Here is a 14,624-nt window from a genome sequence, read left to right on the forward strand (position 1 = left end):
AATCCATCACTCATGCAATATCTCAAACAGTTCCTGGCCTTCCTGTTTTCCCGACAGATGCTGGCCTTCCTCGCGATGGTGCTGCTGGCCCTCGCGATCTGGTTCATCGGTCCGCTGCTCGCGGTGGATGGGCTTCGCCCCTTCGCCTCGGTCGGGGTGCGCGTGACCTTCATCGTCATGCTGCTCGTGCTCGGTCTCCTCTGGATGGTGTCGGGCCCCTACAGCCTGTTGGGCGTGGCAGCGCTCTGCCTGCTTGTATGGCATGCAGGGCCTCTGCTGGCCATCGGGGCAGCGAAGCCATTGGCGCCGCTCTGGGTGCGCACCATGGTCATCTGCGCCATTCTTGTGATGTACGCGGTGTACTGGCTCTACCGTCTCTGGCAGGCCTTGCGCAACAACGACGATCTGCTCGCGAAGTTCCTGCGTTTTGGCCAGGATGCCGACAAGGACGACAGCGCGAAAGAGGAGCTCAAGACAGTCACCGCCACGGTCACCCGCGCCCTGGTCCAGCTGAAGGGCTTGCGTGGGCGCGGCGGGCTTCGCCGGATCCTGGAGGGCAAGCGCTACCTCTACGAACTGCCGTGGTACATGATCGTCGGCAGTCCGGGCGCAGGCAAGACGACGGCGCTCCTGAACGCCGGACTGCAGTTTCCTTTGGCGCGCCAGATGGGGCACGCGTCCAGAAGCATGGTGCTCAGGTCGGAAGGCGGCACGCTGAACAGCGACTGGTGGTTCTCGAACGAGGCCGTGTTGATCGACACGGCCGGCCGCTACACCACGCAGGAAAGCAACCCGGTCTCGGACCCCATTGAGTGGCGGGGATTTCTGGGGCTGCTGCGCAAGCACCGCGCGCGCGCGCCGCTCAACGGCGTCATCGTCGCGCTCAATGCGGCCGAGCTGCTCACGATGTCCGAGATGGAACGCGCAGAGCATGCAAGCATGGTGCGAGACCGGTTGGCTGATCTGCGCCAGGAGCTCGGCATCCGCTTCCCGGTCTACGTGATCGTGACGAAGATCGATCTGCTGCGGGGCTTCAGCGAGTACTTCCAATCCCTCACCAGTGAAGGCCGCACCCAGACCTGGGGCTTCACGCTGCCGTTCCACGGCATCCAGAGCTCGCGCGCGGCGGTGCGCGACCGCGAGCCGCTGCGCGCCCAGATCGAGGCGGAGCTGGCGTTGCTCAAGGACCGCCTGGCGGCGGGTTTGCGCGCCCGGTTGAACGAGGAATTCGACGTCGACCGCAGGAAGCGCCTGTTCGCGTTGCCCCAGGAACTGGCCGGCATGTCGGCGCTCCTGGTGCCGATGCTCGACGAGATGTTCCTGGCGTCGCGTTTCGACGGAACCCAGCTGCACGACACGCTGCGTGGTGTCTATTTCACGAGTGGCGCCCAGGCCGACCTGGAAATGCCTGCCGATGCCGGCACGCTGTTTCAGCGTCTGCAGCGCAGTCTGGGCCTGGGGGCGGGCGGCGCATCTGCGGCCGGCAACGAAGAGGGGGTCAAGCCACCGGGAAGAATGGCCTCGCCCATGCGGGGACAGCAAGGGTTCTTTCTGCAGGACCTGCTGACCAAGGTGATCATTCCCGAGGCGCATCTGGTGCGCCCCAATCTGCGCTGGGAGTTCCGCTTCCGGTTGCTGCGTCTCACCGGGCATGCGCTGGCCGTGGTGATCTTCCTGTGGCTTGCCGGCGCGCTGGCCCTGAGCTTCGGCAACAACCGCCAGTACCTGAGCGCCGTCGGCCAGCGCGCCGAAGCGCTCACCGTGCAGGTGCGCCAGCTGTTCGCCGATTTCAAGCCCGCAGGGGTCCCGGACGTGCTCAGCGGGGCGCGTGAGTTGCCGGGCTATTCGGGCCTCGACATCGACAACCCGCCCGGCAGTTTTCTCTACGGCCTCTACACGGTGCCTCCGGTGCTGGAGGCGGCCAGCGACACCTACGCCCAGCTGCAGGATCACACCCTGCTTCCCTCCGTCCTGCAGCGGATGGAGAGCGTACTGAAGCAGAGCATGAATGACGGCGATGCCAAGACGGCGTACGAGGTCTTGCGCGTCTACAAGCTGCTGCACGACAAGGAACGCTACATGCAGGGCGGGGCGCAGGATGTGCGCAACTGGGTGCTGAAAGACTGGGAGAGGGCTGACAGCGCTGCCGCCTTTGGCGGCCGGGCATCGATGGTGGGGCATGTCACGGCACTGTTCTCCGGTGCCCGACCGGTGCAGTCCGCATCGCTGCCCAACGAGGCGCTGGTGCGCTCGGTGCAAAACTTCCTGGACAGCAATACCTCGAGTCAGCGCGTCTATGAACGCGCCAAGGCCGCCATGCTGTCCGAGGCGCCCCAGGAGTTCACGCTGGTGCGCGCGGTCGGACCCCAAGCCGGGACCGTGTTTTCCCGCGCAGGCGGATTGCCTCTGGAAAAAGGGGTGGCGGGCCTGTTCACCTATGACGGCTACCACGAGGTCTTCAACAAGCGCTTGCCGGAATTCGTGGTGCGGGCCCTCGACGACGATGCATGGGTCATGGGGCGCGGCGCGCAGGGCGGCGCGACCTTGGCCACGCAAATGAAGACACCGGCGCTGCTCGATGAAGCGGCCCGCAAGCTGCGCAATGATCCGCTGCTCGATGACATCCGGCGCCAGTATTTGGCGGAGTACGCCCAGCATTGGGAGTCTTTTCTCGAATCGATCCGAACCGTGAGCGGCAGCGACACCACGGGAACGAGCCTGGGCTTCGATCTGAGCGTGCTGCGGCAGCTTGCCGCCCCTGACTCTCCGCTGGCCCGGTTGGCGCGAGCGGCGGCCCGCGAGACCACCTTGTCGCGCCCGCTGGTGGTTCGCACGCAGGAGGAAAAAGGCTTCCTCGACAAGGCCACCGACGAACTGAACAAGCAGACCAATGCCATCGGCAGGAACCTCGGCATCCGGGCCGAGGAGCGGCTTGAAAAGCAGATCGTCGACAACCGCTTCGCCGCGCTGCGCGAGGTCGTCACGGGGCAGGCCGACATTGGCGTGACCAGCGCCGGTGCCGCTGCGGGCAAGCCGGGGCTCGAAAACATCTCTGGCCTGCTGAACGAGTTCTACACCTTGCTGGTCGTGGCAGACACGGCGCTCACAGCCGGAAGCCTGCCTCCCGGAGGTGCCGAGGTCGGCGCCCGTTTGAAGCTGGAGGCCGGCAAATTGCCGGCGCCCTTTCGTGAGGTGCTGACGGCGCTGGCCGCCAGCGGTGGCGACAAGGTGATGCTCGGCTCCACCGGCATCCTGCGCAGCCAGGCTCAACTGCAGCTCGACCGCATCATGGGGTTGATGGCGATGCAGGTCAGCGAGCCCTGCAAGCGCGGCGTGGAAGGGCGATACCCGCTGGCCGCCGTGACGCAGGACGCGTCCATCGAAGACTTTTCGTTGGTGTTCGCTGCAGGCGGTGCGGCGGATGAGTTCTTCAACAAGCACCTCGCACCCTATGTGGACATGAGCGTGCGGCCGTGGCGTTACAAGGATCCGAATGTGGCCAATGCCATGGTCGGCATCGACGCTGCGGCAGGCAACGGCGCCGGGCTGAAGCCGGCCACTTCCGGCCCGACCCTGCTCGGTGAATTGCTCAAGCTGCTGGCCCAGAGTGGTCCGAGTCTCGATGCCTTCTACCGCGCACAGCAGATTCGCGACCTGTTCTTCCGCGACGCGGGCGGCAAGAAGCTGGCCTGGAAAATCGATCTGCGTGTGCTTGAGCTCGAGCCCAGCATCACCGAACTGGTCATCGACATCGACGGGCAAGGGCAGCGCTACGTTCATGGCCCGGTGCAGGCCTTTGCTGTTAACTGGCCGGGGCCCCGCGGCGGGGCGATGGCGGAGATCACGGCCAATCCCCGCATTTCGAACCCGACCTCGACCTTCCTGGCTCATGGGCCGTGGGCCTTGTTTCGGCTCTTGGAGAAAGGGCGCATCGTGAGCACGGCCACGCCGGGGCGATTGAGCGTGGAATATGCGTTCGACGGCCGCAGGGCGTTGATCGATGTCAGTTCGGGCAGCCAGCCGAATCCCCTCGGTAGCGATGTGCTCAAGGGCTTTCGTTGCCCTGGACGCGCAGCCTGACCCATGCGGATGTGGAGCATGCTGCGTGCCGCGTGGCACGTCACCCCGCCTGCCATCTGGGGAAAACTTCCCGGGCATGCGGATTTCGTTCGCAGCGGCGTCCGCCACGGGGAACCGGACGCGTGGATGCCCTGGCTGGCCCAGCAGTGCCGCCATGCCGGGGCTGACGCCACGGCACGTGCCATGGCGATTCCCGTCGCCTTCGTGCTTCCGCCAGGAACGCTGGCGTTCGCGCGGCGGCGCTTCGTGCTGGGCGTGATCGCGCCGTCCGTTGACAAGGTGGGTCGGCACCACCCCTTGCTTGTCTACCAACTGGCGCATCCACGCTGGACGCAGGCGCACTTCGGCGCTCAGGTGCAGGAGCCCCTGGATTGGCAGTTCTGGCTTGCGCGTGCCGTGGCCCGTCATGCCTGTGCCCAGGGGGCGGCCGATCTGCGCGTGCTGGAGCGCACGGTGCGGGCGCTGTGGCGCGCGCAACAGTCGCAGAACGGGCGTGCGGCATTGAAGGACGAGAGCAACCGCGCGCATCGGCGCCGGCAGATGCAGGCATTGCTCGAACGTGGGACGGGGCCCGCGCAGCCGAACGATCCCGCCGCGGCGCTGCAAGGCGTTCGCTTCCTGCCATGGGCCGACTGGCCGAACCGGCTGCAGGGACCCCGGGCGGAAATGGCGTTCTGGCAGCAGGACGCGCAAGGGCGCTTCATCGGAGCGGCCAACCGGCTGCAGAAGCTGTGGGGGGATGCACCATGATCCGCATGGAGACAAGGGAGGGCGACCCCGAAAAGACCCCTTTGCGCCTGCAGCTCACGCACAGCAACGGGGAGCCACGGCGTGGCGCCTTGTCGATCCCTCCCTCCGGCGCCGGCATGGCTGATGCGCTCCAGCTGTGTGGGGAGCGTCAGAGCGAAGCGCAATGGCGCGCGGCCAATCTGTGCCGCATCGCATGGAGCGATAGTGCGGGGGAATGGCGTTTGACGAACAGCAGCCACACGCTGATGTGCGTGTGCCGGGGCGAGCGCGTGCCCGCAGGAGCGAGCGTGCCGGTCGCGCCGGGGGACGCGCTGGAACTCGGACTGTTGCGTTTCACGGTCGAGCAAGGCGCCCCGGCCGACGTGAGGCAGCCGGGCACGCAGACGCCTGGTCGGCGCGGGTCCGCCGATGTCGAGCGAGGCGCGGCGTCGCACACGCCCACGTCCGACGCGCCGCCCTTTGACCTGCGTGTATTGGCCTTCAACGACCCTCCGGAGGGCGGCGGGCGCGACGAACACGTGGATGTGCTGGCGAACCCGTTCGGCGTTCTCGACATCGCGGGGGCGCAACCGTCGCCCGTCGCGGATGTCCTGGCGGGGCTGCTCGGTGATGCCCCCGTTGCTGCGCAAGCACGACCTGCCGTGCGTCCGGCAAGCCCGCCGGCCCGTGGCGATGGCCGCCCGGCCTGCCTGCTCGACGAACTGCACGAGGAGTTTGTCCGTGTGGTGCGCGATCCCGCTCAACTCTCGGGGCGTGTCGACTGGGAGGGCCTGCTGGCATCGGGCAACGAAGCCGCGCCCACGCTCGATGACTTGCGTCGGCAAGCCGAGCCGTACCCGTTGCTGCGCGACATCCTGCTGCCGCGCGAGGGCATCGACCGGATCATCGAAGACTTCGAGCCGCTCGTGAGATCAGGCTTGCTCGACCAGGAGGTGCCCGAGGACGTGCTGGGCCTGTTCGCCCCGGAACTGGCGCGCGACAGCCGTGCGCCATTGCCCAGCCTGACACGGCAAGAGCACCATGACCTGTCGCCTGACAGCCATCTTCACTTGGGGGCGACATCGCAGCATCGAGCGGACACCGACGAAGGCGAGGGGAAGTCATGACGAAATCCCCGGAGGCTGCCCCCGGCGGGACGCTTCAAGACATGCTGGGACGACTGCGGCGTGCGCCGTGGAGGTTCGGCTTCCTGTCCCTGTTGAGGCGCTTCGGCGCGTCCCACCTGCAGCATCCCCCCGTCGGCTTGGCCAGGCGCCCTCAGCATGAGCCGTTCCGGCTGGGGCAGGCGGCGGCCTTGACCTTCGCGCCGCGCGAAATCGCCAGCGTGGTGCTGCCCGGCGAGTCGGAGCGCCGGGTGCCGGGGGCGTCCTCGACGCGGTCCGGCAACAACCCGACGCTGCCGGTCGTGCGCCTGTACGGCCTCGGGCTCCTGGGCCCCAACGGCCCGTTGCCGCTGCACTACACCGAACTGGTGCGGGACCGCACGGAAAACCACAACGACAGCACCCTGGCGGACTTTCTCGACCTCTTCCATCACCGCTACCTGACGCACATGTACCGGGCGTGGTCGCAAGGACAGGCCGCTGCCGGGCTCGACCGTTCGGAGGACGAGGCGTTCAGCCGCTACATCGCACGCCTGACGGGGCACGACCCGCTCGAGATCCGCGATTCGGTGCTGCCCGCGCACGCCCGGTTGGCGGCCTCGACCCACCTGGCCCGCGAAGCCCGCAATCCCGACGGGCTGGCCGCCACGCTGGCGCACTTTTTCGCCGTGCCCGTGCAGCTGCAGGAGTTCGTGCGCCACTGGATCCGGATCGATCCCGAGGACCAGAGCCACCTGGGACGCGCGCGGACCTCCAGCATCATGGGCGTCGGGGCCATGGCGGGGGAGGTCGTGGCCGACCGGCAGAACAAGTTCCGGCTCGTGCTCGGCCCGCTGAGCCTAGAGCAGTACCTGCGTTTCACCCCTCAGGGGCAAGACCTGGGCTTGCTCGTCGAATGGGTGCGCGGCTTTGTCGGCTACGAATTCGTCTGGGAGGTGGAACTGCGTGTGCGCAACGACAGCACCCCGCCGGCACGGCTCGACGATGCCGAAAAGCTCGGGTGGTCTACCTGGCTCGGCGGTTCCGGCAGCGCGGAAGACGGGCGGCCTGCCGTCGATGCGCCGCGTTCGACGCCCGGCTACACCGTCGGCATGGTGTTCGAGCCCGAGGCGTACATCGGCTCGCGCCATCACGGCCAAGCGGCCGCGGCGCGCTGAATCTTTCATTGGGAGAACCTGCTCCATGACTGCCCCCATCCACACCGACGCCGAGCCCACCGCCTACGCCACGCGCGCCCGCAGTGAGGCGGGCGACCGGCTGTCCCCCTTCAGCGCGGCGGCGCCTTGCGGCCCCAGCCTGGAATACGACGCCGAATACGCCGTCCTGCTGGCGCGCATGTCCCCGCGTGGCGATGCGCAGTACGGGCAGTTCGTCGGAGCACCCGACGCCCCGAACTGGGCCGAGATCGAACGGGACTGCCGTCGGCTGCTGTTGCGGACGCGGGACATCAATCTCTTTGTCTGGCTGTGCCGAGCACGCACCCGTCTGGCGCAGGCGGCAGGGCTTGCGCAGTCGTTGGTGCTGCTGGTCGAGGCGCTGCGGACCTGGCCCGAAGCGGTGCACCCCCAGTTGGTGATCGAAGGCGAGCGCGACCCGGCCGTGCGCGCCAATGCGCTCGCTGCGCTGGCCGATCCGGAGGGCCTGTTGAGCGACGTGCGAGAAGTCGTCATTGCAGCCAATGCCGCGCGGCACCTGACGGTGCGTGAAGTCGAGCGCGCCTTTACGATGCCCCGAGCGCCGGACGCAGCCAGTCCGGAGGCCATGGCGCAGCAGCTGGCAGACCTCGCGGCCGCGGCGTCGGGCGACGACCAGGCGCCGCTGCGCCTGTTGGCGCAAGCGGCCGAGGCGGCGGCGCAGATCGTCGCCTGGGCTGGCCAGCACCTGGGGCCGGACGCGCCTCCACTGCATCCGCTGGTGCGGTTGCTGGCCCCGTTCCAGCGAACCGGGTCATCGGCGCCGCCTGTCGCGGCCGCAGCAAGGCCTGACCCACTCCCGTCGTGGCCGGCAAGCACGCCAGCCGGTGAGGGCCTGGCGACACGCGACGACATCCTGCGTGACATTCGCAAGGCCCGCCGATGGTTCGAGAACCACGAACCAAGCAGTCCTGTCGCCGTGTTGCTCAAGCAGGCCGAACGCATGACCGGCCTGCGGTTTTCCCAGGTGGCCGATGCCATTCCACTTGATCTGCTGCGCAAATGGGATGCCGACGAGGAGGCTTCGCTGTGACGCTGATCCAGGCCAACTTTCTTGTCATCTGCTTCGCGGTCGGCGCCGCTGGCGCCTTGCTTGGCCTCTGGGTGTTCTCGCACAGGCTCGGCAGGCAACTCGACGCGCAGCGCCGTGCCTCGGATTCGGAGCGCGAACAGATGCGGCTGGCGATCCGCGCCGAATTGGCGCTGCTCGGGCAACAGCAGACCGCACATCAGAAAGCGCAACGCTTGGCACTGGCGCGGTGGCAGGCTGAGCAGGATGCGCGGCGGCTGGCTGAATGGCAGGCGCTGTCGCCAGCGCTCCCCACCTTGACGGGCAGAAGAGGAGGGCCGGTTGCGCCGCCCGTTGCACCGTTCCCCACACAGCGGCCGCGATCGCAACCAGGCCCCGCCTTTCACGAGGATTCGGAGCCGCAGAACTCGCCGGTCCCGCTCGCCCTGCCCACCGCTGTTGACCCGGAGGCAGAATCGGCCCCCGAGCGCGAACTCACCGACGAAGAAATCGACGCCTTGCCGCCCGATCTGCCGGTTCCGACCCGGGTGCCGGGCCGGAAATTGCCGGCGCCCAAAGGTCCCGTTCTGCGCAATCTGTAAAAAAGACCGGCAACCTGCCGGTTTTTTTACGTCTGTCTTCGTGCTGTCGTACACGACGCATGCCTCTTGATTTGTCGAATAGGCGTCACCAAGTCTGTTGGCGTCGGCACGGTGCTTGCACGCTCTATAGAATCTTTTTCATGGCAACGAGAATTCCCAAAACTCCCAGCACCCCACCGGCGCAGAAACCGGCGGGCGACGACGGAGATTCGGTCGTTCTGGAGCGCCGCCCGCAAAAAACGGCGCCGCCCCAGATGTACCAGGTCGTCATGCTGAACGACGACTACACGCCGATGGAGTTCGTGATCGTCATCCTGCAGGAATACTTCAGCAAGGACCGAGAGACGGCGACCCAGATCATGCTCAAGATCCACCTCGATGGCCGGGGTGTCTGTGGGGTTTATTCCCGCGACATGGCGGCCACCAAGGTCAATCAGGTGATGGAGGCCGCGCAGCAGGCAGGGCACCCGCTGCAATGTGTCAGCGAACCGGTCGCGTGAACCAGTTGAATTGCACGCGCTCCAACCCATCTGAGAACTTATTTACAGCAAGGCAAAAGGAAATCACATGATTGCCCAGGAACTGGAAGTCAGCTTGCACATGGCCTTCGTCGAGGCCCGGCAGCAACGCCACGAGTTCATCACCGTGGAACATCTGCTGCTCGCTTTGCTGGACAACCCGAGCGCCGCGGAAGTTCTGCGCGCCTGCTCGGCGAACGTCGACGACCTGCGGGCGTCGCTCACCAACTTCATCAAGGACAACACGCCCCAAGTGGCGGGTACCGATGATGTCGACACCCAGCCCACCCTGGGTTTCCAGCGCGTGATCCAGCGCGCCATCATGCACGTGCAGTCCACCGGCAACGGCAAGAAGGAAGTCACCGGCGCCAACGTGCTGGTCGCGATCTTCGGCGAGAAGGATTCGCACGCCGTGTACTACCTGCACCAGCAGGGCGTCACCCGCTTGGACGTGGTCAATTTCATTGCCCACGGCATCAAGAAGAGCGATCCACCGGAAGCCGTCAAGGGCAGCGGCGAAGCGCCTCAGGGCGAGGGCGAAGAGGGCGGCGGCGAACGCAACGAGAAGGCCTCGCCGCTCGAGCAGTTCACGCAAAACCTCAACCAGCTCGCCAAGGACGGCAAGATCGATCCGCTGATCGGCCGCGAGTACGAGGTGGAGCGCGTCATCCAGATCCTGTGCCGCCGGCGCAAGAACAACCCGCTGCTCGTGGGCGAGGCCGGCGTGGGCAAGACCGCGATCGCGGAAGGCCTGGCATGGCGCATCACCCAGGGCGACGTGCCCGAGATCCTCGCCGAGGCGCAGGTCTATTCGCTCGACATGGGCGCGCTGCTGGCCGGCACCAAGTACCGCGGTGACTTCGAACAGCGCCTGAAGGGCGTGCTCAAGTCGCTCAAGGACAAGCCGAACGCCATCCTGTTCATCGACGAAATCCACACCCTGATCGGTGCGGGCGCAGCCTCGGGCGGCACGCTCGACGCGTCGAACCTGCTCAAGCCGGCGCTCTCCAGCGGCCAGCTCAAGTGCATCGGCGCCACCACCTTCACGGAATACCGCGGCATCTTCGAGAAGGACGCGGCCCTGTCGCGTCGTTTCCAGAAGGTCGACGTGGTCGAGCCGTCGGTGCAGGAAACCGTCGACATCCTCAAGGGCCTGAAGTCGCGTTTCGAGGAACACCATGGCGTGAAGTACGCCGTGGCGGCCCTGCAGGCTGCGGCCGAGCTCAGCGCCAAGTACATCAATGACCGTCACCTGCCCGACAAGGCGATCGACGTCATCGACGAAGCCGGCGCCGCCCAGCGCATCCTGCCGCCGAGCAAGCGCAAGAAGACCATCAGCAAGACCGAGGTCGAGGAAATCGTCGCGAAGATCGCGCGCATTCCCCCGGCCAACGTCAGCAACGACGACCGCAGCAAGCTGCAGACGATCGAGCGCGATCTCAAGAGCGTGGTGTTCGGCCAGGACAAGGCACTCGAAGTGCTGGCCTCCGCGGTCAAGATGGCGCGTTCGGGCCTGGGCAAGGGCGACAAGCCGATCGGCTCGTTCCTGTTCTCCGGCCCCACGGGCGTCGGCAAGACCGAAGCGGCGAAGCAGCTGGCCTACATCATGGGCATCGAGCTGATCCGCTTCGACATGTCGGAGTACATGGAGCGTCACGCGGTGAGCCGCCTGATCGGCGCGCCTCCGGGCTACGTCGGTTTCGACCAGGGCGGTCTGCTGACCGAGGCTGTCACGAAGAAGCCGCACGCGGTGCTGCTGCTCGACGAAATCGAGAAGGCGCACCCGGACATCTTCAACGTGCTGCTGCAGGTCATGGACCACGGCACGCTGACGGACAACAACGGGCGCAAGGCCGACTTCCGCAACGTCATCATCATCATGACGACGAACGCGGGTGCCGAGACCATGAACAAGGCGACCATCGGCTTCACGAACGCGCGGCAGGCCGGCGACGAAATGGGCGACATCAAGCGCCTGTTCACGCCGGAGTTCCGCAACCGTCTGGACGCCATCGTCAATTTCAAGGCGCTCGACGAACAGGTCATCCTGCGCGTGGTCGACAAATTCCTGCTGCAACTGGAAACCCAGCTCAGCGAGAAGAAGGTCGAGGTCACCTTCACCGACAAGCTGCGCAAGCACCTGGCGAAGAAGGGCTTCGATCCGCTGATGGGCGCACGTCCGATGCAGCGCCTGATCCAGGACACGATCCGTCGTGCACTGGCCGACGAGCTGCTGTTCGGTCGCCTGACCGACGGCGGTCGCCTCGAAGTCGACCTCGACGAGAAGGACGAAGTGCTGCTCGACATCCAGCCGATCCCGAAGAAGGAAGGCAAGTCGAAGCCCGAAGCTGAGGAAGCCGCCACGGGCTGATCCCGCCTCTCTGAGGAACGAAGTCAAAGGCCGGTAGCATTCGCTGCTGGCCTTTTTCTTTGGGCCGGCCGAAAACACCCCGCCTTCACCCGCTTTTGCCTTGATCCTCCCCGAACTCAGCCACGAATGGAAAACTGGCCTCTCCCTGGCGTGGAGCGGCTACATCGCCGTGCTGTCGATCTGGATCGTGATGCAAAAGCGCGCGCCGGTGTCCACCATGAGCTGGATCCTGTCGCTGGCGCTGCTGCCGTTCGCGGGCTTCATCGTCTATTACTTCCTGGGGCCGCAGCGGCTGCGCAAGCAGCGGCTCAAGCGCCTGCGCAACCGCGCGAACGCGCATGCGCAGGCCGACCTGGCGCGGCTGCGTGACGCCTCGCAGCATGCGCCGCCGGCGCTGCAGCAGATGGCCCGGCTGGGCACCGCCGCCTGCGGCCTGCCGGTGTCGAGCGCCACGGGCGTCGAGCTGCTGTCGGGCGGCGCGCGCACCTTCGACGCGATCTTCGAGGCCGTGCGCGCGGCGCGCGACCACGTCCACCTCGAGTACTACATCTTCGAGCCTGACCGGATCGGCACCGCCTTGCGCGACCTGCTGGTCGAGCGCGCGCAGTCCGGCGTGCGGGTGCGCCTGCTGCTCGACGCGCTCGGCTCCAAGCGCATCGGCCGCAAGTTCATGGCGCCGATGCACGCGGCGGGCGTGGAAGTGGCGCTGTTCCACGACACCAAGATCGGCCGGCGCCTGCGCCCCGTGACCAACTACCGCACCCACCGCAAGATCGTGGTGTGCGACGGCCGCGTGGGCTTCACGGGCGGCGTGAACATCACCGACGAGGAAGACAAGCGCACCAACCCCAAGGACGCGTACCACGACGTGCACGTGCGCATCGAAGGCAGCGCGGTGCGCTGGCTGCAGACCACCTTCCTGGAGGACTGGAGCTACGCCACCGGCGAAAAGCAGCACCGCTCAGACGCCGTCCTGGACGCGCTGCTGCCCCAGGTGGAGGCGGGCGACATCCCGGTGCAGATCGTCACCAGTGGCCCCGACAACGCCTTCGAGGCCATCCACCGCATGCACGTCGAGGCCATCCACTCGGCCACGCGCCGGGCCTGGCTCACCACGCCGTACTTCGTGCCGGGCGAGCCTGCGCTGATGGCGCTGACCAGCGCGGCGCTGCGCGGCGTCGACGTGCGGCTGCTCGTGCCGCGCCGCAGCGACTCGGCCATCGTGAGCGCCGCCGCGCGTTCGTACTTCGACGAGCTGATCGCTGCGGGCGTCAAGATCTGGGAGTACAAGGAACGCATGCTGCATTCCAAGACGCTGGTGGTCGACGACCATTGCGCGATGATCGGCACCGCCAATTTCGACAACCGCAGCTTCCGGCTCAACTTCGAGGTCTGCGCCGTGGTCTACGGGCCCGCGCTGACCCAGCCGCTGGCGGCGCAGTTCGAAACCGACCTGCACAGCTCCGGCGCGGTGCGCGCCCACCGCCCGCAGACTTTCTGGCGCCGCCTCGGCGATGCCATTGCGCGACTGTTTTCTCCCTTGCTCTGAATGAACCACACCTTTCTCTGGCACGACTACGAAACCTTCGGCGCCGTGCCGCGCCGCGACCGTCCCTCGCAGTTCGCGGCCATCCGCACCGACGCCGAGCTCAACGAGGTCGGCGAGCCGCTGATGATCTATTGCAAGCCCGCGCCGGACTACCTGCCCAGCCCCGAGGCCTGCCTGATCACCGGCATCACGCCGCAGGTCTGCCTGGAGCGCGGCATTCCCGAGCACGAGTTCGCGGCCCACATCGAGCAGGCCTTCTCGCAGCCCGGCACCATCGGCGTGGGCTACAACACCATCCGCTTCGACGACGAGGTCACGCGCTTCCTGTTCTGGCGCAACCTCATCGACCCGTATGCGCGCGAATGGCAGAACGACTGCGGCCGTTGGGACCTGCTCGACGTGGTGCGCCTCACGTATGCGCTGCGCCCCGACGGCATCGAGTGGCCGAAGAAGGAAGACGGCAAGCCCAGCTTCAAGCTCGAAGACCTGGCGCGCGCCAACGGCCTGCTGCACGAGTCGGCGCACGATGCGCTGTCCGACGTGCGCGCCACCATCGCGCTGGCGCGGCTCATCCGCGACAAGCAGCCCAAGCTCTTCGACTTCGCCTTCGGCCTGCACAAGAAGGACCGCGTGGCGATGGAACTCGGCCTGCCCGCGATGCGCGAGACCGCTAAGCCCTTCCTGCATGTGTCGGGCATGTTCCCGGTCGAGCGCGGCTGCCTGGCCGTGATGTGGCCGCTGGCCAGCCACCCGACCAACAAGAACGAGCTGCTGGCCTGGGACCTGTCGCAAGACCCGAGCGAGCTGCGCGACCTCGACGCCGAGACGCTGCGCCTGCGCCTGTTCACGCGCACCGCCGACCTACCCGAAGGCATGACGCGGCTGCCGATGAAGAGCGTGCACCTGAACAAATCGCCGATGGTGGTCGGCAACCTGCGCACGCTGGCACCGGCCATGGCCGAGCGCTGGGGCGTCGACATGGACACCGCCATGCGACACGCCGCCATCGCGCGCGACCTGCCCGACATGAGCGCGATCTGGTCGCAGGTTTTTTCCCGCCCGAAGGAGGCGACGCCCGATGTCGATGAAGACCTCTACGGCGGCTTTGTCGGCAACGGCGACCGCCGGCGCCTGAACCAGCTGCGCGGGCTGTCGCCCGAGGGGCTCGCCAAGGAGCGCGTGGCCTTCGACGACGGGCGGCTCGAAGAAATCCTCTTCCGCTACCGCGCGCGCAACTGGCCCGAGTCGCTGAACGAGGAAGAAGCCGAGCGCTGGGAAGCGCTGCGCGTGGCGCGCCTGTTCAAGGGCGAGGGCGGGGCGCGCACCATCGAGGCGCTGTTCAGCGAAGTCGATGCGCTGTCCGAGAACGCCGACGAGCGCGGTGAGGAAATCCTGGGCGCGCTGTACGAGTACGCCGAGTCGATCGCGCCCGAGGCCTGAACCAAGACC

The 14,624-nt window shown here is 66.9% G+C and carries 10 protein-coding genes; all 10 read left to right on the top strand.

What is annotated here, in order from left to right; all coding sequences use genetic code 11:
* Positions 1-12: 12 nt before the first annotated feature.
* The 10 genes from tssM to sbcB all read left to right on the top strand — a co-directional run bounded on the left by tssM (position 13) and on the right by sbcB (position 14,615).
* Positions 13-4,080 (top strand): type VI secretion system membrane subunit TssM, encoded by a 4,068-nt coding sequence (tssM, locus tag AC07SQ_RS00545; RefSeq protein ID WP_495271381.1) that lies wholly within the window; start codon positions 13-15, stop codon positions 4,078-4,080.
* Between the two features lie 18 nt (positions 4,081-4,098).
* On the top strand, positions 4,099-4,830 hold the full coding sequence (gene tagF / locus AC07SQ_RS00550) for a type VI secretion system-associated protein TagF (RefSeq protein WP_495271380.1): 732 nt from the start codon (positions 4,099-4,101) through the stop codon (positions 4,828-4,830).
* Positions 4,827-5,936 (top strand): TagK domain-containing protein, encoded by a 1,110-nt coding sequence (locus AC07SQ_RS00555; protein WP_495271379.1) that lies wholly within the window; start codon positions 4,827-4,829, stop codon positions 5,934-5,936. Before tagF ends, AC07SQ_RS00555 begins: the two co-directional genes overlap by 4 nt.
* Complete coding sequence (tssG, locus tag AC07SQ_RS00560) at positions 5,933-7,090, top strand: type VI secretion system baseplate subunit TssG (RefSeq protein WP_495271378.1); 1,158 nt, start codon at positions 5,933-5,935, stop codon at positions 7,088-7,090. The genes AC07SQ_RS00555 and tssG overlap by 4 nt, the downstream gene beginning before the upstream one ends.
* 25 nt (positions 7,091-7,115) lie before the next feature.
* On the top strand, positions 7,116-8,159 hold the full coding sequence (locus AC07SQ_RS00565; RefSeq protein ID WP_495271377.1) for a type VI secretion system protein TssA: 1,044 nt from the start codon (positions 7,116-7,118) through the stop codon (positions 8,157-8,159).
* A complete protein-coding gene (locus AC07SQ_RS00570; RefSeq protein ID WP_495271376.1) occupies positions 8,156-8,737 on the top strand; it encodes a hypothetical protein in 582 nt (193 codons plus the stop codon). The genes AC07SQ_RS00565 and AC07SQ_RS00570 overlap by 4 nt, the downstream gene beginning before the upstream one ends.
* Before the next feature lie 140 nt (positions 8,738-8,877).
* The gene (gene clpS / locus AC07SQ_RS00575; protein ID WP_062471456.1) at positions 8,878-9,237 is read left to right on the top strand and encodes an ATP-dependent Clp protease adapter ClpS; all 360 of its coding nucleotides are present in this window, start codon (positions 8,878-8,880) and stop codon (positions 9,235-9,237) included.
* 67 nt (positions 9,238-9,304) lie between these two features.
* Positions 9,305-11,626: an ATP-dependent Clp protease ATP-binding subunit ClpA gene (gene clpA, locus AC07SQ_RS00580; RefSeq protein ID WP_062471453.1), complete on the top strand. Its 2,322-nt coding sequence runs from the start codon at positions 9,305-9,307 to the stop codon at positions 11,624-11,626.
* 100 nt (positions 11,627-11,726) lie between these two features.
* The gene (gene cls / locus AC07SQ_RS00585; RefSeq protein ID WP_159271897.1) at positions 11,727-13,175 is read left to right on the top strand and encodes a cardiolipin synthase; all 1,449 of its coding nucleotides are present in this window, start codon (positions 11,727-11,729) and stop codon (positions 13,173-13,175) included.
* A complete protein-coding gene (gene sbcB / locus AC07SQ_RS00590; RefSeq protein WP_095745215.1) occupies positions 13,176-14,615 on the top strand; it encodes an exodeoxyribonuclease I in 1,440 nt (479 codons plus the stop codon).
* The last annotated feature ends 9 nt before the right edge of the window (positions 14,616-14,624 follow it).

The sequence above is a fragment of the Variovorax sp. GW821-FHT06D12 genome, assembly GCF_059419205.1.